We start from the raw sequence: 19,765 nt of genomic DNA, 5'->3' as shown, positions 1-19,765 counted from the left end.
TTACTTGCCTATATCATCGGTAACCCATTACATAACGTTTGTAATTACTTATCAAAGGTATTTCATTTAAAAAGTATGAGCATACCTTGCTTTTTTATCATCTTAATATCAGTTTCTCACCCCAGATTAACCATATCGATGACTAATTTCAGTGCATTTTATCTCAGCTACATCTTATTATATGAACTTATTATGGTCTAAAATTGATAATAGTATACAAAAAAAAGCAATTAAATTGACATATCTGCAACATTTAACAATTCGCCAAATATCGGCTTAAATTGACGCTCAAAAAAGCTTACTGATGTGCAAGAATTAAAAGCACTCTTAAACCACCTAAACAACTGTGTTATAAATATAACTGAGATTAAACGTTAGTCCGCCTTATGGGCAATAAAGTCGTTAAACGCACCCCAAAAATAGACATCGAGGATCCTTAAGGAATCGTCATGAAAAAAAATCGTTCTGTTCTAGCCTTAAGTTCACTGGCATTATTCACCTTATCAGGTGCAGTTAATGCCAGCCTACTCCAAAAGAATATTGAAGAAATGCGGGTCTCTAAGGCTGAGCAAACCTTGCCTGATGTGGTTAATCGTTATCAAGCTATCAGCGATACTGTAGAGGTCAAGTTGGCACAAGCCACTGATGAATTGACCGTTACTGAAATGGTAGCGCATCAAGGACACAGATTATGGCAGCAAGCGGTGCGCGATATCCAATCGGGACACAGTGACGATCGCTCCTTGTACTGGAGTCGTTTAAGCATGCGTAACGTCTTAAAACAAGATAAAGCTGGATTTAATCTTGCTAAATGGCAACGCGATATTTTGGTCAAAGCAGTTGAGAAGTCCTCTCGCGGTTTTAGTGATATTGAGTTTTCCCCCGACAGCCAAATTAACATTATAGTGACTGGCTTTGATCCCTTTTTTCTTGATAGAAATATTGGCCAAAGTAATCCATCTGGTTTGGCGGCCTTAGCACTTGATGGTTATCAATTTGAGGTTAACGGCAAAAAAGTACAGATTGAAACGGTAATGATACCGGTTCGATTCAGCGATTTCGATAATGGTATTATTGAATCATTACTCACGCCTTTTTATCGTGACAACACTGTTGACATGGTATTTACCATTAGTATGGGGCGTGAAAATTTCGATATTGAACGTTTTCCGGGACGTAACCGTAGTGCAGAAGCCCCTGACAATTTAAATATATTAACCGGAGCCAGTCACACAAATCCTAAAGCACCATTATTTAATAATGGTGCCTCTGCTGATGGTAAATTAAATGGCCCTGAATTTGTGCAGTTTTCACTACCCGTAGAGGCTATGAAAGCAGTAAAAGGTCATTGGAGTGTTAATGACAACAATCAAATTAGCACCTTATCTCGGGGGCAGTTTAAGGCATCCTCACTGGCTGAATTGCAAAATGAAATTTCTGTAGAAGGCTCTGGTGGCGGCTATTTATCCAATGAAATTTCATATCGCAGTATTTTACTTCGAGATCAATTTAACTTGAAATTACCGGTAGGACACATTCATACTCCACGAATTAAAGGTTACGACTCACAAGTAGAGTCAGACATTGTTGAACAAATTCGTGCCATGATAGCTGCAGCTGCTAGCACACTGTAATGTCTGCAAACTTAAATTAAGAGGCCGATACTTTACTTGTCTGAATATTTCATTAGTCATTCAAGCAAGTGAAGCAATCCAACATGTTTAAAAGTATTTTCAATCTCACTCAACGTGCACACCAAGTGCTAACGCCAGATATCCACACAAAGGTGTCTTCGTTATCAGCGCGCCCCCACCAACCGCTGAGCACAACCGTTAGCGATCCGCTACAACAGCAGATCTTGGCCAAAGTCGAAGCGGACTACCAATTAGCCGAACAACATTTCAGGCGTCAGTTTCCTCGTCCTAGTGTGCATTTCAGCTTACGTGGAAAAAGCGCAGGCACAGCGCATTTACAAACCAATAAATTACGTTTTAATCCGGTGTTACTGGCTGAAAATCCAGATATTTTCATTACTGAAGTAGTGCCACATGAAATTAGTCATTTAGTGTGTTTTCATCTATTTGGTAAAGTAAGACCTCATGGTAAAGAATGGCAAAGCGTTATGCTGACGACATTTAATATTTCCCCCAAGACCACTCACCAACTCAATACTCAGTCTGTCAGTGGCCAACAATTCGAATATTTTTGCGGCTGTGGTAGCGTGCCGCTAAGCATAAGACGTCACAACAGAATTGTCCGAGGCCAAACTCAGTATCGCTGTCGCCGTTGTAAACAGACATTAACCCCTTTAAACCCTTTAAACCCTAAATAACCTTTGCTCGGAATAATAAACGGTATCAATTGCGTCATCGCATCTGATGGCTTAACATCAGCCAAAATGACAGGCTAAGCCTGCGCTGTAATGATGTTTTTGTTAATTTTAGGGTTTATTTTGCGCTTATCATCCACACACTCTTGGTTATTTGGGGTGTCGCTTTTGTGCGGCATTTTTTCATCGACACTTTTCGCCGCAGAACATCCAAGTAGTTTTGGTAAAGCGAAAAAAGTGGCCAAAAAGATTTATCAACAACACTTGCCCCTTCGTACCTTTTATTGTGGCTGCAACATCGCCATAGCAGGAAAATTATGGCAAGCAGACCATGCTAGTTGTGGTTATAAAGTGAGAAAGCAAATCATTAGAGCTAACCGGATCGAATGGGAACATGTTGTCCCCGCTTGGGAATTAGGTCATCAACTACAATGTTGGCAAGACGGCGGCAGGAAAAATTGCAATAAAAACAACAAGAAGTTTAAGACAATGACGTCGGATTTACATAACCTTGTCCCTGCTGTTGGTGAAGTGAATGGAGATCGCAGCAACTATCGTTTTAGTGATTGGGGCGGACAAGCGGATCAATACGGGCAATGTGAAATGATTGTCGACTTTAAGGGCCGCAAAGTTCAGCCACCCGAACGAACAAGGGGGCCTATTGCGCGGACTTACCTTTATATGCAACAAACCTATGGTTTGAAAATAAGTAATAGCCAACAAAAATTATTTAATGCATGGAACAAAATGCAGCCTGTTACCACCATAGAATGTCAACGTGATACCTTAATCGCCGCTAACCAAGGTAATCATAATGATTTTGTATTCAAACAATGCCAAAATAACGGCTTAGTTCGTTAATTGGCAATCAAGCTCCCCCTTGAACAATGGGTTAAATAAGGTCAACACTGATGAGAGTCCCACGTATTTTTCAGCCCCTAGACAATTTACAACAAGGGCAAACTCTTCAATTAGATGAGGATGGTGTCGCCCACATTGGCCGAGTGTTGCGAATGGGGATGGGTGACCAAATCAGCTTGTTTAACGGTGACGGCAACGATTACTTAGCTGAAATTATTGAAACCAGTAAGAAATCGATCGCTGTCACGGTCTTAAGTTGTGAAGCGAACAATAGCGAATCACCATTAGACCTGCATTTAGGTCAGGTGATTTCACGTGGTGACCGAATGGAGTTTACGGTTCAAAAGTCCGTAGAGCTTGGCGTAACCACTATTACACCGTTATTTTCTGATCGTTGTGGTGTAAAACTGAGTGGTGAGCGCTTAGACAAAAAGCTGCAACAATGGCAAAAAATTGTTATCAGTGCCTGTGAACAATCTGGCCGCAGTATTGTTCCGGTTGTTCGTCAGGCAATGACATTGGCACAATGGTGTGAAGAATCCACCGAAGCCCTAAAACTGAATTTGCACCCGAGAGCCTCACACGGTATTAATGGCTTGCAGTTATCCGGTCAACACCACAAAGTAAGATTATTAATTGGCCCAGAAGGCGGTTTGTCTGACGAAGAAATTACCATGACAGAAACCCAGCATTTTACCGATATTTTATTGGGACCAAGGGTACTACGAACAGAAACAGCGTCATTGACTGCCATTACCGCATTACAAGTTAAATTTGGTGATATTGGTTAAGCCGATATCTTCCCTGCACATTATTAAAGGATACACACATGATTAAGCTCGGTATTGTTATGGACCCGATTCGCGACATTAATATCAAAAAAGACTCGAGCTTTGCGATGTTATTGGACGCACAAGCTCGTGGCTACCAATTGTTTTATATGGAAATGCATGACCTTGCGATGGTCAACGGCAAAGCCATGGCCACTATGCGTGAACTAACGGTTAAACAAGACGCTAGCCAATGGTTTACCTTAGGCGAGTCCGTTGATACCCCTTTGGCCGAACTTGATGTGATTTTAATGCGTAAAGATCCGCCATTTGATACTGAATTTATCTACGCGACTTATATGCTTGAACGTGCGGAAGAAGAAGGTGTTTTGATTGTTAACAAGCCGCAAAGCTTACGTGATGCCAATGAAAAACTGTTTACGGCATGGTTTTCTGAATTTACGCCTGAAACCATTGTGACCCGTGATGCTAAGCGTATCAGAGCATTCCACCAGCTCAAGCAAGACATTATTTTAAAACCATTAGATGGCATGGGTGGCACGTCTATTTTTAGAGTAAAAAAAGATGATCCTAACCTTGGCGTGATTATTGAAACATTAACCAGTTATGGTCAACAATACGCAATGGCACAAGCTTTTATTCCTGAAATCACTCAAGGTGATAAGCGTATTTTAGTGATTGACGGTGAGCCAGTACCTTATGCATTAGCGCGCATCCCGATGAAAGGTGAAACCCGTGGTAATTTAGCGGCTGGCGGAAGTGGTGTTGCCCAACCATTATCGGAAAGTGATTGGAAAATTGCTCGTGCTATTGGTCCAGAATTGAAAAAACGTGGCCTTATTTTTGTCGGCTTAGACGTCATTGGCGATAAGTTAACTGAAATCAATGTGACTAGCCCAACCTGCATTAAAGAAATTGAAGCTGCGTTCGACATTAATATTACCGGCATGCTTATGGATGCCATAGAAGCTCATATTAGTCAGCAAAAATAGGATTAATCATGCATTTTTTATCTACCTACCAACGCCTGATCAGTAGGCTATTGTTGGTATCTAGCTTGATCGTAACGGGTGTAATGGCTGATGAAGTGGTTATGTCTCCTGTTGTGGCTGACACAACAAGTAATAATGTGCCAACAACCGGCCCGTCTAGACCAACAAATATTATCATCATGATTGGTGATGGTATGGGACCGGCGTATACCACTGCTTATCGTTACTATAAAGATAATCCTGAAACAGAAGAGATTGAACAAACGGTATTTGATCGCTTACTCGTGGGTATGGCAAGCACTTACCCTGCGCCAGTCAGTGGTTATGTAACGGACTCAGCCGCATCTGCAACAGCATTGTCTACTGGGGTTAAAAGTTATAACGGTGCCATTGCCGTTGATACCGAAAAACGTCCATTAACCACCTTAATGGAAAAAGCCAAATCATTAGGTTTATCTACTGGCGTCGCGGTTACCTCACAAGTTAACCATGCTACACCTGCTGCATTTTTGGCTCATAATGAAAGCCGTCGTAATTATATTGATATTGCCGAGGCTTATTTAACAACCGATGCCGATGTAATTCTTGGTGGTGGTCAGCAATATTTCACTCCCACATTGCTTGAACAGTTCAGAGCTAAAGGCTACCAAAACATCAGCGAATTCTCTGAGCTAGAATCAGTTACTACGCCAAAAGTATTGGGGCTTTTTGCTGATGTACAGCTACCTTGGGTCATTAACGATCAAGAAGCACATAAACTTAGTCATATGACCCAAAAGGCATTGGATTTACTGTCACAAAATAAACAAGGTTTTGTGTTATTGGTAGAAGGCAGCTTAATTGATTGGGCTGGCCACAGTAACGACATTGCGACCGCGATGGGTGAAATGGATGAGTTTGCATCCGCTATAGAAGTCGTTGAGCAATTTGTTCGCCAACGTAAAGATACTTTAATGGTTGTGACAGCAGATCATAATACCGGTGGCTTATCTGTTGGTGCACATGGGAAGTATGAATGGCATCCAGAAGTTTTGCATAAGGTCAAAGCGAGTCCAGATGTGATTGCTTCACAGGTGATTGCTGAAGACAATTGGCAGCCTTTAACTGCTTCACTCTTGGGTTTTACACCAAGCGAAACACAATACAGTCAATTGCAAACGGCACGCATGCAGGGAAACGAGCCATTGACTGTCGCATTGCGTAAATTAATTGATATAGAATCTAATACTGGTTGGACAAGTGGCGGCCATACCGCTATGGATGTGCAGGTATTTGCTGCGGGCCCTGGAGCAAGATTGTTTAGCGGCCATCAGGACAATATCGATATCGCAATTAAAATGTTTAGCCTATTACCGCAATCGGTACAAACACCTTAATGGCTGGCTAACTTAATCCCCCACCAGCTAATAAAGTGGGGATTAAGTTTGTATTGCCGAGTTTATCTTATCACTAGCATTATGAGCAACTTACGTGTTAACAAATCCTTCTCAAGCCTTAATAAGAAACAGCAATTACTTTGCTCAACATAATGTATTAGTGCTCAATTATGAAGCTGATACTTTTGCACATCAATGTCTTGAGTTTGCAGATAATGTCACTGCACTTGCGTTAGATTTTAATCACCACCTCACATTGTCACCCAATGCCAATGACAAATTACAATGCTATTTTGGTCATCAGCTGCCAGAGTCATTAGCAGAGACAAAATTTGATAGTGTCATTATTTACTTTCCGAAAGCTAAACCGTTAATGGGTTATTTGCTGCAACTTGCCGCGCAACATTTACGTATCGACGGTCAATTGATTATTGTTGGTGAAAATAAAGGTGGAGTTAAATCAATTGATAAACTCACACCTAATTATTATTCGCCACCGATCAAGCAAGATAATGCCCGCCACTGCCTAGTTTATGTCTGTTATTTAACCCAAGCAGCACCTGCGCTATTAATCAGTGATTGGGTAAGCCAATATGCACTCGTTACCCCACAGGGAACACTGCAAATATGTAATATGGTCGGTGTTTTTAGCGAGAAACGCCTTGATCAGGGTACCGAATTATTGCTGTCCCATTTGCCAGATAACTTACACGGCAGAGTGCTCGACTTTGGCTGTGGTGCGGGGGTCATTACGGCCGCATTGCTAAAAGTAAATCCTACCTTAAACATGGAATGTATTGATATTAATGCAATGGCATTAATATCTTGCGAATTAACCCTTGCAGCCAACAATATGCACGCAAAAGTCTATCCATCAGATGGATTTAATCAAATTAGCGGTAAATTTGATGGCATTATTTCCAACCCACCATTTCATGATGGCTTAATAAGTACCACAGATATTGCGACACAATTTGTCCAACAAAGTGCGACTCATCTAACATCAAAAGGATTATGGCTAATTGTAGCCAATCGTCACCTCCCATATTCCGATACCATTGCCACTCATTTTGGCAAAGTAAATACACTAGCAAAAAACAATAAGTACAAATTGTATCAACATCAATGCTAATGGCTTACTTTTCGGTTCGAATAATCTAGTGAGACTTATCGCTCATAAAGCTAGGTTACGACTGGAAATACAGATCGATATCAGCTAAATTGACTAAAGGCAAAATAACGCACATTTTTGAATTCATTCCATTGTTATTCTACTTGCTGCCATAATCTGAAATAAAAAATAAAAAAAACAAAGGATGTCATGTTAGAACCCTCAGTCGCCACATTAAGTGCAGATAAGACAAAAGTGGAATTACGCATAATTCCCAATACACATGGTCCAGTGTCAGAAGACGATATTAACGCCTTACTCACACAACCTGCTTTTGCAATGCTATTTCCTATTGCTCCCGCTATTCATAAAGCCGTAGCAGAAATAAATGCTATTTGTGGGCAAAACCCAGGAGATCATGAACTATTTTTTGCTATTGCTGAGCGTAAAGATGGCGTCGTAAGTATTAGTGTTAGTGACAATAAAATGCAAGCCAGCATGAAAATAACCTCAGCATGGGGTGGTAAAGAAATAACCCTCCCAGATGTACTAAATACTCTAAAAAATCAAAGAATTAAAATGGGGTTAAGCAAACCCAAGATCATGGCATTAATGCAACGATTGTCGATATTACCACCTGGTGAAGTCTGTGAAGGTATTATCGCCTGCGGTAAAGTTGCGGTTAACGGTGATAATGCCATCTTAGAGCGTAAAGTGGCTTTAGCTCGCGAACGCTTATTACAACCACAAGAACGTGAAGATGGCTCAGTTGATATGCGTAATTTAGGCGCATTAATTACGGTTAATCCTAATGACTTATTAATGATTAAAACCCCTGCCACTATAGGCACTCCTGGTTTTAATGTTCACGGGGATGTACAGCAACAAACGCCAGGTAAAGATAAACCGATGGAACCAGGAACTGGCACCAGTTTTCATCCAAAAGATCCAAATAAACTTATTGCCACAGTGTCAGGCCAGCCGGTTGAAAATAAGAAAGGTATGCAAGTTGACGATATGCTGCAAATTAAAGATGTTGACGTTCACTTAGGCCATGTTAACTTTAAAGGCAGTATATTGATAACTGGTGATGTACATGAAGGTATGGAAGTCAAAGCCACTGGTGACGTAACCGTTATGGGCTTTGTTGAGTCTGCCACCATTGAAGCCCAAGGCGATGTCATTATCAGTAAAGGGGTAATTGGACGCTTGATTAAAGAACAAGAACTGAGCACCCACATAAAAGCAAATGGCCAGATATGTGCTCAATTCGTACAGTATTCTAACTTAGACGCTCAAGGTAATATCTTGGTGACTAAGCAGTTATTACACAGTCATTCCAACGCTGGAGACAGCATTACCGTAAGTGATGCTCAAGGGCGGCGTGGAGACTTAGTGGGCGGTATTGCCAGTGCCGCAAAAGGAATTAGAGCTATCACATTTGGTGCCACAGCCGGCACCAAAACCGAATTATTTTGCGCTATGCATCAGGGTGAATTGAAACAGCAACTAAAAGCGCTAGATGACAGCATTAAAGCAATGGTTGTCGCGGGCTTAGATTTAGAGTCAAGGCTGCGAAAACTGCCTCCCAAGACAGAGTGGCAAAATGATGCAGGAATGATAGAGCAAGTTAAAATGATGCTCGAGCAGAAAAAACAAATGGCCGAAGAACGCATTAAAGAAGAGCAAGAATACGCATTATTATTTAATGAATCTGAAGGTTACTTTGATAACTATTATATCAAAGCAGAGAAACACATTTTCATTAACGTAGAGTTACATGTTGGTAATGCATTTTATCGCGCTCAGCGTGAGCACAGCACATGTGTGGTTAAAAATGTTAATCAAGAAATTTCGTTTGATTACAGTAATCGCTAGCTGGTTTTGCACAAAATACATTGAGATACAGGTAAACTATGAAACACATTCATTGGCCGGCCATATTGCAGTTTGATCAAGATGATGAGCTAATGTATTTACCCAACTATCAAGACTGGTTAAGCTTTATTTGCGCTAATCAATACACGGTTTGCACACAAGATAAACTTATCGATAGTACTGGTCACGTTTATCACATCCAAAAGCATCCGCCATTAGATCCATCAATTGATGCCAATGTGACAGAATTACCTCAGTTAATAAAACTTGATCAAAATATGAATGTATTACAAATGTTGCCGATTGTACGTCAATTCGGTCAATTTCAAGGACATTGTTGTAGTGCAAAAATTATCTTTACTACCATAGAGCAAGGTATTGCAACCGTTGCAGAGCTAGAACAACTGTATTAAAAAATGATTTTAAAATATTAAAATGTAGATAACAAACATATACCCAGCGTTTTAACCATTACCAACCTCAATTAAGCGACTCATTATTCATTTATAATGATTTAATTCATGTTAATGCCACAGATTAACGTCAAAATTTATGAATATAATTGTTGAACCCATTGAGCAACATACGTTGCTCTGGCAAAATGCCCCAAGCTCACCGTCCATAAACCCTGAGAATCCTTAATGGAACTACTAAATATTGAATGTCTTGGTAAACGATTACGCCTAGAAGGCTCTATTGCCGGTTGGCAGCAACTTTATTGGGACAATCAACTTGTATCGCAAAAATCTGCTAATGCCAGTGCTCAAGCGTTTTACATTCACTCGTTTGAACTCGCTCAACAATCAACGGCACCACTGAGTGAAACCAATAGCGATGGTGGCTCGACTATTGTTGATTCATCCAGTAAAGCAATTCCGATCCGCTTAGAAGTTGATGTTAATTGGCAACCGTTTCAACTCGATTATTGTTTGTTGGTAGAAGATGAACAAGTCGCCCAAGGTCAGCGAACCGTCAGCGACATAGAAAAGCAAACGCCGGAAGTGCCAATAGTAAAAAACCAAAAGATAAGTGTTATTGGTCTAGCATCGCTAGGATTTAAACTCCTTAAAAGCGCGAAAGTGGTAAAAGTACTATTTGCTGCTGCGAGCGTTGCTGCCTATTCATGGTTATTTTCATTCCAGTTTGCTATGGCGTTAATTGGTTGCTTAGTATTTCATGAATATGGTCATATTAGAGCTATGAAACATTTTGGCATGAAAACCAAAGGGATTTATTTGATCCCATTTGTTGGCGGCTTAGCCTTAAGCGATGAACGCATCAATACCCGCTGGCAAGATGTGTATATATCCATTATGGGACCCACATTCGGACTGATTTTATCGGTCATCTCTTTAGGACTTTATTGGATAACAGGAAATATATTTTTTGCTGGTTTGGCCAGCTTTAATGCACTGCTAAATCTATTTAATTTATTGCCTATCTTACCTCTTGATGGTGGTCATATTTTAAAAAGTATTAGTTTTTCAATGAACAGCCTTATTGGTCTTATTGCTTGCATAGCAGGTGCGGCTATCGGTGTGTTTATAAGCTATAGCTTAGGTCTTGCTCTACTTGGCTTTTTATTGCTTATTGGCAGTCTTGAGATTGTATTTGAGTGGCGTGGGCGGCATCAAAGTCATTTGCTACCACTGGATCGATACGGCCAAATATTTTCAACCGTGTGGTATCTGCTAACAGTGGCAAGCTTAGTCGGTATTATTTGGTACTTTGCCGGATCCGGTGATGAGATGTTAACCATTCCATTGCAGATTTTAGGCAGTTAATTGCAATTTACGCATCTACAAAAACGCCTGCAATTGCAGGCGTTTTTGTTTTTACTTATCTAAAGCGGTTAATCAACTAGACTGTAAAGAAAACACATTAGTCATCACCTTATACAACTCTGTACCTTGATGCACCGATGCAGAAGCAAAGTGTAAAATGGGCACACAATCCATAGGTAAACTAATGGCTTGGTATGCCTGTTCAGTACCATACAAATCAATACGCAAAATGTTCACTAAAGGTTTGCCAGCTTTTAATGGTTCTCCAACACTCGCACAATATTCAATTAAGCCAGCTTTAGGTGCATGAAACTTCTTATAATCCTTCAAGTAACAGCCAAACCTTTCCATACTGGCTGGATTCACTTTTTCAGCAATAACACCACGATGGCTTAAATAAGCCAATATGCCTTTGGCATCCTCTAACGCGTCAGCCAAATCAATTCGTTCTTGGCTGGCAAGTTCTAAGGTAAACGCTGATACAGGTACCAAAAACTCACGGCCCTGGCCCGTTGCATATTCAGTTAACTGCCACCAAGGGCAAAATATCGCTTCGTCCATAGCACCGCCAAAACTATTGGGGATAACCAAGGTATACGGAATTGAGAAAAGCCTAGCAGCATCAATATCATATTCAGGGCAGTATAAATGTTTGCAAGATTTAGGACCGGTATGGAGGTCAAGTACGATATCAGCTTGGTGCGCCATACTCTGTAAATTCACCGCTAATCGATGACCGGTTGTTATTCCAAAAGGATTAGTCAACCGAGCCTGACAAGCCTCAATCAACATCAAACGATATGCCTGAAACAACTCATCATTGGTTAAATGTTGGTGTTGGGTATACCAAGCTTGAACATCAACTTGGTGATCAAAATACTCTCGGTTCCAATTAACACCTGTAATGGGATCAAATCGTCCTAGGGTAAACTCACCACTTTTTTGATTAATCCCCAGAGGATTGGCCAATGGTGCAAGGGTAATATTACCTAGCACTTGATAACTTTCTAACAAAGCCATCAGTTGATAAATCACTGCATTTCCTTGCACTTCAGCACCATGGACATTGGCCTGAATATAAACACTTGGGGCTGAAGACTCGCTTCCAGAGAATGTATATAACGGAACCGTCAACGCTTGCCCTGTTGCCAGCTCTCCAACCCGTAGTGACGATTGTGTTACTTTAGTCATATGATTACTCAAACAAGTTTTGGTGCAAGGCATTAACCACTTGCGCAGCTTCCGACTCAGCCACCAATACACATAAATTATGTGGGCTGGCACCTTGGCAAATCATCCGCACATTATGGTTTTCAAGTACGTTAAACACCCTGCTACAAATGCCAGCTGTGGATGCGATACGATTACCAATAATAGCAATTAGGGCTAAATTCTCTTCGACTCTGACCCGACAATGCTGCGATAATTCTTGTAACAAGGACTCACTCAATAAACCCTGACCACTTGAATCAGAGCCAGTTTTATCTAAGGTAAGTGATACGTTAACTTCCGAGGTAGTGATTAAATCGACTGATATTTTATGTCGCGCTAAGGTCGCGAATGTTTCAGCCAAAAAGCCCTGTGCATGTAGCATTTGCAAACTATGTAAATTAAGTAAAGTTTGATCACGGCGCAATGCCACCGCTCTAAATACTGGGGTATCTTCAACTTGATGACGGATCCAAGTACCGCCCATTTCAGGTGCTTTACTTGAACCTACAAACACCTGAATTTTTTGTCTTACTGCCGGTAAAATGGTCGCGGGATGCAATACTTTAGCGCCAAAGGTAGCCATCTCAGCAGCTTCATTAAAGCTGATTTCAGCAATCGGGCGGGCATTAGGGGCAAGTCGTGGATCCGTGGTATAAATGCCTGCCACATCGGTCCAAATTTCAACTGCAGTAGCCCGAAGAGCTTCAGCAAGTAAAGCAGCTGAATAATCACTACCACCACGGCCTAATGTCGTCGTCAATCCCTCTTCATCGGCACCAACAAAACCCTGAGTGACGATGACATAATGCGAAAGTAATGGCTGTAAAAATTCGTGAGTAAGTGTGGCTATCACTTCAATCTGTGGTTCAGCACGACCAAAGTGGCTATCGGTACGCAATACTTGGCGAACATCAAAATGATCTGACGCAGTACCTTTTTCGCGAATAACAGCAGAAAATAAAATCGATGAACATTGCTCCCCGGTAGACAACAATTCGTCCATAACCGCTTTACTGCGATTCAGTTCTAACGATTCACTGAGTACCGACATCTGGCTCAGTATGTTATCAATAATGGCAGCCACATCCTGTGGACGACCTAGTTCATCTAATATTGCATATTGAATTTGTGCGATTTGCTTAAGTAGAACTAAGCGGCGCTCGTCATTAACGTTAGCTTGGGTCAATTCAACCAATAAATTGGTGACACCACTAGATGCGCTAACTACCACAAGACGGGTGGCTTGATTAGACAACACAATATCTGCACAACGGCTCATAGAGGCATAATCAGCAACTGACGTGCCGCCAAATTTAGCAACGACTAATTCAGGAGTGTCAATTTCAGATTGAAGAAGGCTCATACTGATACCTCCGCAGTGTGCGAAAGGCTAAAAAATAAGATGTGATTTACTAACATGATATACGCTCCGAACATACTACGTTCGAAGAGCCTGGTGCTAAGATAACGCACCCTTATAGAAGGGAAACAGCAATCATCACCAGAAGCTCTCCACCAAAAAAATAGGTGACAATCGTTAGGATTCAGCCTATACGACCGATATCAGTGTTTACCAAACAAACCGATACCTCGGCGTTAATCTCCATCATAAGTTGTCATCGGAATGGCATCCTCTCACTTACTACCTAGCTAACGCTCCTCTTCTGTTCCTCCCGAAGGAGGGAGTTGAAAATAGCAACAAATGCACTAACAAGTCAATCAACAAACGCAGTAAAAGCATACTAGTTTACTTTTATTCACCTTCTAATACGGCATTCATACCTACAATGTTTAACCCTTTATTGAGGATGTAGCATTGTTCGTAATAAAGAAAAAACCACCTAATCAATCGTAAAAAACTTAAAAACAACAAAATACCAATACAATGTTACGTGTAACCAACCAAATAATGAGACAATAAGGGTAATTGAACAAATCATCCCTTAAACTAACCCTATAACGGTATTATGAACACTAAGTATCTGGGAATTCACTGACTAAACGTAAGCGATGGTTAAATGCCCCCATATCCACTTCCTCTTTAATCGAATCAACACAAGCAACTAAAGACAGCAAGCCTTTGTTGACATAATAAATAGCATGTTGATTAAACTCACGTCCCAGCTCAAGCGCTTGTTCTTTATCAATAAAAATCGCCCAGCTCTTTTCCATATGCGACAAGTCTGGAGCTGCTCCAATTAGGGATCGGTAAAGGCATTTATATTGTTGGATTTTAGATTGAAGCTGACGATCGAGTAAACGATTCTGACTGGGAGAAAGTAATAAACCGTGAGGATTATGGGCGGTAACAATAGCAAACGGGAGATCATGAGAAAGGCGTTGAGTAAGTAAAAAATGACTACTTTGGTACTCATTCCACAATGCATCGATAACATTTTTCATAATAAAATTTCGTCAATTAGGCCGAAAACAGTTTAACAGAAGGTAATAAAATCTCAAAGGCTTGTGATATCAGTCACAAGTATTGAACTTAAAATAGTATGATTATTAGCTACTTAACTGTATTAATCTTTCATATACTCGACAATTATATTAATTATTTAACATTTAATTTGTTAACAAATGCCTAAAACGAGTACAATAAACATCACTTACTATTAAATCACTATGACTAAGTCAATAACATTGATAGTAAAAAGGCAGCAGACAGCGTTTTATGGAGACTGTAGTAAAGTTTCATAGAAGTGTAGCCTTTCATATTTTTATACGCTTAATTTACACTTAAACGATTTATGTTCTACATTTGATAAACATGAATACGGTTAAAATAAGTTTGTAACAAATGGAACTATCTTCTTAAATCGTATTCATAGTAGTTAGCCTGTTGGCAAAAAATTTAACTCATTAGGCATTAACGTGCATTTTGTATTGGCGTAATGAGACTTAATCGACGCGAGACAACTCAGTAACCCATATTTTGCGTTACATCATACGAGTTTATAAGAGTGTTTAATTCAGGGCAGACATAGATAAACACCAAAAACACTGGAATATTCGCGTAAAAATAATGCGCTATTACAACTTACTAGCAACGAATCGCTAGAATCAAATTTTATAAAATTAGGTATATATCATGCAAAATCCGCATATTTTAATTGTTGAAGATGAAGCAGTAACTCGTAATACATTACGCAGTATATTTGAAGCTGAAGGCTATGTTGTCACCGAAGCTAACGACGGTGCAGAAATGCATAAAGCCATGCAAGATAATAAGATTAACCTTGTTGTAATGGATATCAACTTACCGGGTAAGAACGGTTTGTTGTTAGCACGAGAACTTCGTGAAATTAATAATATTGGACTTATTTTCTTAACGGGTCGTGACAACGAAGTTGATAAAATCCTAGGTCTTGAAATTGGTGCTGATGACTACATCACTAAGCCATTCAACCCTCGTGAATTAACCATCCGAGCTCGCAACTTGTTAACTCGTGTGAACAATGCTGCAGCAGAAACTGAAGAAAAAGGTTCTGTTGAGTTTTACCGTTTTAACGGCTGGAGTTTAGAAATCAACAGTCGTTCTTTGGTTAACCCACTAGGTGAGTCTTATAAGCTACCACGCAGTGAATTCCGTGCGATGCTTCACTTTGTAGAAAATCCAGGCAAGATTTTAACCCGTGCGGATTTATTATTAAAAATGACTGGCCGCGAATTAAAGCCTCATGACCGTACTGTTGACGTGACTATTCGTCGTATCCGTAAGCATTTTGAAAGCTTGCCAGACACGCCAGAAATCATCGCGACAATCCACGGTGAAGGCTATCGTTTTTGTGGTGACTTAGAAGCGTAATCTTCTAACGTTAATCACAATAAAAAACCAGGTGAATCACCTGGTTTTTTATTGTCTTTTTTCTAACGAAGAAATCTAATTAAGAAATCAAGCTAAACAATTTAGCTAAACTGATTATTTTAACTGTTGGTCTAAAAAAGCCGCCAAGGTTTTATATAAATGATTACGCACTTTCTCGCCACGCATTGAATGCTTAGATCCTGGATAATCCATCATTTGAAATAATTTTCCCTCATCTTGAAGTGCTTTATATACACGAGTGCTATTTTCAAACAATACGTTATCATCCGCCATACCGTGATACATCAATAAGCCTGACTGATAATTTTTCACATAAGGTAGAATGCTACTGGCATCATAACCTTTTTTATTGGTTTCAGGGTTGCCCATATAACGTTCAGTATAATGAGTATCATATAAACGCCAATCAGTAACTGGTGCCCCCGATATAGCGGCTTTAAAATAATCAGGAGCTTTAAACTGGCTCATCAACGCCATGTAACCGCCATAACTGTGGCCATAAATAGCGATGTTGTCACCATCAATAAATGGCAAACTACGCAAGTAATCAACACCTACTTTTTGATCGTTGACCTCAGCATCACCCATGTTCTGATAAATCACATGTTCAAATTGAGTACCACGATGTGCCGAACCACGGTTGTCTAACTGGAATACGGCATAGCCTTGCTGCAATAAATACTGAGTAAAATAATCGGCTTCGCTCCAGCTGTTAACGACCAACTGAGCATGTGGCCCGCCGTATACACGCACCACTACCGGATATTGTTTAGCCGCATCAAAAGGAACCGGTTTAAACAAACGATACATTAAAGGCTGACCATCTTCAGCGCTTAATTGACCAAACTCTGGCATCTGCCATAAACCTGCAAGGTCATATAACGGGTGTTCAGTATTAATTTCATTCTGTTCAACCCACGCCAATAATTGACCACTGTCATTGTGTAAACTGATTTGTGGTGGCTGTTGTAAACTACTAAAGTAGTCCAAATAAACTGGCTTTTTATCAGCAAAAACAGCTTCATGCATACCTGATTCTTGACTAATTCGCTCAATGGAGTCCTTGCCTTTATTAAGATTGACTCGATACAAATGACGCTCAACCACACTGTCTTTACGACCACTAAAGTACACCCAGCCTGTCGCTTCATCGACAAATTCAAGCGCGTCAACCGCCCAGTCACCTTGGGTTAATTGTTTAAGCTGCTTTCCTTGTAAATCAAATAAATATAAATGATTAAAGCCGTCACGTTCAGAGCCCCAAATAAAGGCCGCTTGTTGCTTTAGGAAGTGCAAATCTTTGTTTAAGTTAACCCAAGCGTTACTGCGTTCTTCAATCACGGTTTCTGCTTGCTTCGGGTTGGCTATAGAAGCGATGCGTAAATCCAGTGTTTGCTGATCGCGGCTTTGCCATTGAAATGACACATGTTGGCTGTCTGGTAACCAATCAACACGTGGTAAATACATATCTTTTTGTTTGCCTAAATCAATCCAGTTTATATCGCGACTTTTTAAGCTCACCACTCCTAACGCTATCTCAACATTGGCCTTACCTGCATAAGGATAACGCTGCTCGGTTAATTTAATGCCTTCGGCATAAATTTCATTGCGTGTCACTAACTCAACACCCGTTTCATCAATACGCGTAAAAGCAATGACCGACTCATCTGGCGCCCACCAATAACCAGTCATACGATCCATTTCTTCTTGGGCGACAAACTCAGCCATGGCATTTTTAATTGGCCCTTTACCGTCAGTAGTTAGGGCGGTAACGAGTTTAGTTTCAAGCGACAATACATATAAATTTTGATCGCGCACAAATGATACAAAGTGACCTTTTGGAGACAAACGCGCATCGGTGGCAAAACCGTCTCCTGTTGCTAGCTCTGCGACCTCATTATTAGCAACATCATATAAATACAGTTTACCCGCAGCAGGAATTAAAATACTGGCGCTGTCTTCAGACCAAAAATATTCCATGATCCCTTGACCGTAAATACGTTGGCGTTCGCGGCGGGCTTTCTCTTCATCAGACAGCTCCCCACCTTCTAATTGATCTGCATTAATCAACATGCTGCGCTTGCCTGTGGCGATATCCATTTGCCATAAATCATAAAAATGTTGGTTATCTGATCGGCTCGATAAATAGGTCACCCTCTTTCCGTCTGGTGACAATGCCAACCCACGAGGACTTGAACCCGCTAATGCTGGCGATGCGTGAATGCGCTCAATACTCAAAGGCATAGTATTACCTTTGATCGCGGTCAGTGTTGCGGTGGTCGAAGAGTTCATGATGCTGCCTGTATGGGCTGTTGCTGTTGCCGAAAAAGTCGAGCTGGTAAAAAGAAGTGGAACGGCAGACAATGCCGCCAAAGCATGATGCTTCCATGTTGTTGTCATTATTATTAATCCTTGGGCAATTCAATCCGCCCACATTTTGCCTTAATTTGTAGCAAAACCAAAACCCAAGATAACAATCGCTGAAATTAGCTTCATTGTGGGGTATGATTTATACATAAGAATTAATGACATCGACCTTAACCTCAACCTCGCAAAATCTCATAGGAAAAATCATGCAGACTTTGGCACAAACCCTTAGCGCACAAGCCGTAAATGCGTCTTTAACAACATTACTGTTAACCTTAGCTGACACATCAAAAGCCATTAGCGGCGCCGTTCGTCACGGTGCATTAGCAGGTGTTTTAGGTGCGACTGAACATGAAAATGTGCAAGGCGAAACCCAGAAAAAACTGGATGTGATCACCAATGACATGCTTAAAGATGCGCTTAAAGCCGACGGCCATGTCCGAGGTTTAGCATCAGAAGAAGAAGATTACGTGGTTGAAGTGAATGCCCAAGGTGAGTACCTAGTGTGCTTTGATCCTTTAGATGGTTCTTCAAACATTGATATTAACTCTTTAGTTGGCACTATTTTTTCTGTGTTACCAGCTCCTGCAGGTGAGTTAAACGAGCAAAGCTTTTTACAAGCAGGCCGCAAACAAGTCGCGGCCGGTTATGTACTGTATGGCCCATCAACCATGATGGCGTTAACCACAGGCAAAGGCACTCAGTTTTATACCCTGGATCCAGACAGCCAAGAGTTTTTACTGACCGACGATAACGTTCAGATCACTCCAGACACAGCAGAATTTGCTATCAACATGTCAAACCAGCGCTTTTGGGAAGCACCAATGCAAACTTACATTGGTGATTTGCTACTCGGTGACATCGGTCCACGCGAGCAATCATTTAATATGCGCTGGATTGCTGCAATGGTGGGCGATGTGCATCGTGTATTATGTCGCGGTGGTATTTTTACTTATCCAACAGATAATAAAAATCCAAACAAACCATTCAAATTGCGCCTGATGTACGAAGCAAACCCAATGGCATTACTCGTTGAGCAAGCGGGCGGTAAAGCCTCTACAGGTTATGAAACAATATTAGATATTCAGCCAACAGCAATCCACCAGCGTGTGGCAGTGATTTTAGGCAGTACTAATGAAGTTGACACCTGCTTGAGCTATCACGGTATTGATTACAGCGAAGAGCCATCAATTGACTAACAGGCCTCTGTTAAGGGTAACAACGCTTGTCAA

General features: G+C 40.8%; 16 protein-coding genes and 1 riboswitch. Of the genes, 12 read left to right on the top strand and 4 right to left on the bottom strand.

All coding sequences use genetic code 11. The features are described 5' to 3' along the window. Positions 1-449: 449 nt before the first annotated feature. From ABIS04_RS02615 to ABIS04_RS02570, 10 genes are all read left to right on the top strand, one after another. Positions 450-1,634: a hypothetical protein gene (locus ABIS04_RS02615; RefSeq protein ID WP_350432503.1), complete on the top strand. Its 1,185-nt coding sequence runs from the start codon at positions 450-452 to the stop codon at positions 1,632-1,634. 83 nt (positions 1,635-1,717) lie between these two features. Further along, entirely contained in the window at positions 1,718-2,332 is a 615-nt protein-coding gene (locus tag ABIS04_RS02610) for a SprT family zinc-dependent metalloprotease (protein ID WP_350432502.1), read from the top strand. A gap of 93 nt (positions 2,333-2,425) precedes the next feature. Further along, complete coding sequence (locus tag ABIS04_RS02605) at positions 2,426-3,190, top strand: endonuclease (protein ID WP_350433372.1); 765 nt, start codon at positions 2,426-2,428, stop codon at positions 3,188-3,190. Positions 3,191-3,240: 50 nt separating this feature from the next. After that, a complete protein-coding gene (gene rsmE, locus ABIS04_RS02600; protein WP_350432501.1) occupies positions 3,241-3,981 on the top strand; it encodes a 16S rRNA (uracil(1498)-N(3))-methyltransferase in 741 nt (246 codons plus the stop codon). A 38-nt stretch (positions 3,982-4,019) separates the two neighbouring features. Next, positions 4,020-4,973: a glutathione synthase gene (gene gshB, locus ABIS04_RS02595; protein ID WP_350432500.1), complete on the top strand. Its 954-nt coding sequence runs from the start codon at positions 4,020-4,022 to the stop codon at positions 4,971-4,973. Between the two features lie 83 nt (positions 4,974-5,056). Next, positions 5,057-6,349, top strand: coding sequence for an alkaline phosphatase (locus tag ABIS04_RS02590; protein WP_371833629.1), 1,293 nt, complete (start codon positions 5,057-5,059; stop codon positions 6,347-6,349). 94 nt (positions 6,350-6,443) lie between these two features. Continuing rightward, complete coding sequence (locus ABIS04_RS02585) at positions 6,444-7,481, top strand: class I SAM-dependent methyltransferase (protein ID WP_350432498.1); 1,038 nt, start codon at positions 6,444-6,446, stop codon at positions 7,479-7,481. A 189-nt stretch (positions 7,482-7,670) separates the two neighbouring features. Next, positions 7,671-9,338, top strand: a complete 1,668-nt coding sequence (locus tag ABIS04_RS02580) for a FapA family protein (protein ID WP_350432497.1) — start codon at positions 7,671-7,673, stop codon at positions 9,336-9,338. A 38-nt stretch (positions 9,339-9,376) separates the two neighbouring features. Beyond that, positions 9,377-9,751 (top strand): DUF4144 family protein, encoded by a 375-nt coding sequence (locus ABIS04_RS02575; protein WP_140233237.1) that lies wholly within the window; start codon positions 9,377-9,379, stop codon positions 9,749-9,751. Positions 9,752-9,979: 228 nt separating this feature from the next. Further along, the gene (locus ABIS04_RS02570; protein WP_350432496.1) at positions 9,980-11,122 is read left to right on the top strand and encodes a site-2 protease family protein; all 1,143 of its coding nucleotides are present in this window, start codon (positions 9,980-9,982) and stop codon (positions 11,120-11,122) included. 72 nt (positions 11,123-11,194) lie between these two features. Here the strand turns inward: ABIS04_RS02570 and ABIS04_RS02565 are convergent, their stop codons facing one another. The 3 genes from ABIS04_RS02565 to ABIS04_RS02555 all read right to left on the bottom strand — a co-directional run bounded on the left by ABIS04_RS02565 (position 11,195) and on the right by ABIS04_RS02555 (position 14,737). Next, entirely contained in the window at positions 11,195-12,313 is a 1,119-nt protein-coding gene (locus tag ABIS04_RS02565) for a succinylglutamate desuccinylase/aspartoacylase family protein (protein WP_350432495.1), read from the bottom strand. Between the two features lie 4 nt (positions 12,314-12,317). Then, positions 12,318-13,697 carry a lysine-sensitive aspartokinase 3 gene (lysC, locus tag ABIS04_RS02560; protein WP_140233235.1) on the bottom strand — a complete coding sequence of 460 codons (1,380 nt, stop codon included), beginning with the start codon at positions 13,695-13,697 and terminating at the stop codon, positions 12,318-12,320. A 134-nt stretch (positions 13,698-13,831) separates the two neighbouring features. After that, a riboswitch (Lysine riboswitch) is annotated at positions 13,832-14,006 on the bottom strand. 302 nt (positions 14,007-14,308) lie between these two features. Beyond that, a complete protein-coding gene (locus ABIS04_RS02555) occupies positions 14,309-14,737 on the bottom strand; it encodes a DUF3293 domain-containing protein (protein WP_140233234.1) in 429 nt (142 codons plus the stop codon). Positions 14,738-15,428: 691 nt separating this feature from the next. Here ABIS04_RS02555 and arcA point away from each other — a divergent pair. Continuing rightward, positions 15,429-16,145 (top strand): two-component system response regulator ArcA, encoded by a 717-nt coding sequence (arcA, locus tag ABIS04_RS02550; RefSeq protein WP_137223179.1) that lies wholly within the window; start codon positions 15,429-15,431, stop codon positions 16,143-16,145. 114 nt (positions 16,146-16,259) lie between these two features. Here the strand turns inward: arcA and ABIS04_RS02545 are convergent, their stop codons facing one another. After that, positions 16,260-18,566, bottom strand: coding sequence for a DPP IV N-terminal domain-containing protein (locus ABIS04_RS02545; RefSeq protein ID WP_350432494.1), 2,307 nt, complete (start codon positions 18,564-18,566; stop codon positions 16,260-16,262). Positions 18,567-18,739: 173 nt separating this feature from the next. On the opposite strand from ABIS04_RS02545, the gene ABIS04_RS02540 reads away from it, so the two are divergent. Continuing rightward, on the top strand, positions 18,740-19,732 hold the full coding sequence (locus tag ABIS04_RS02540) for a class 1 fructose-bisphosphatase (protein ID WP_140233232.1): 993 nt from the start codon (positions 18,740-18,742) through the stop codon (positions 19,730-19,732). The last annotated feature ends 33 nt before the right edge of the window (positions 19,733-19,765 follow it).

Source organism: Shewanella sp. H8 (assembly GCF_040285065.1).
Taxonomy (GTDB): domain Bacteria; phylum Pseudomonadota; class Gammaproteobacteria; order Enterobacterales; family Shewanellaceae; genus Shewanella; species Shewanella polaris.
The sequence above is the reverse complement of the archived record's forward strand: the minus strand, read 5'-3'. Positions and strand labels throughout refer to the sequence as shown.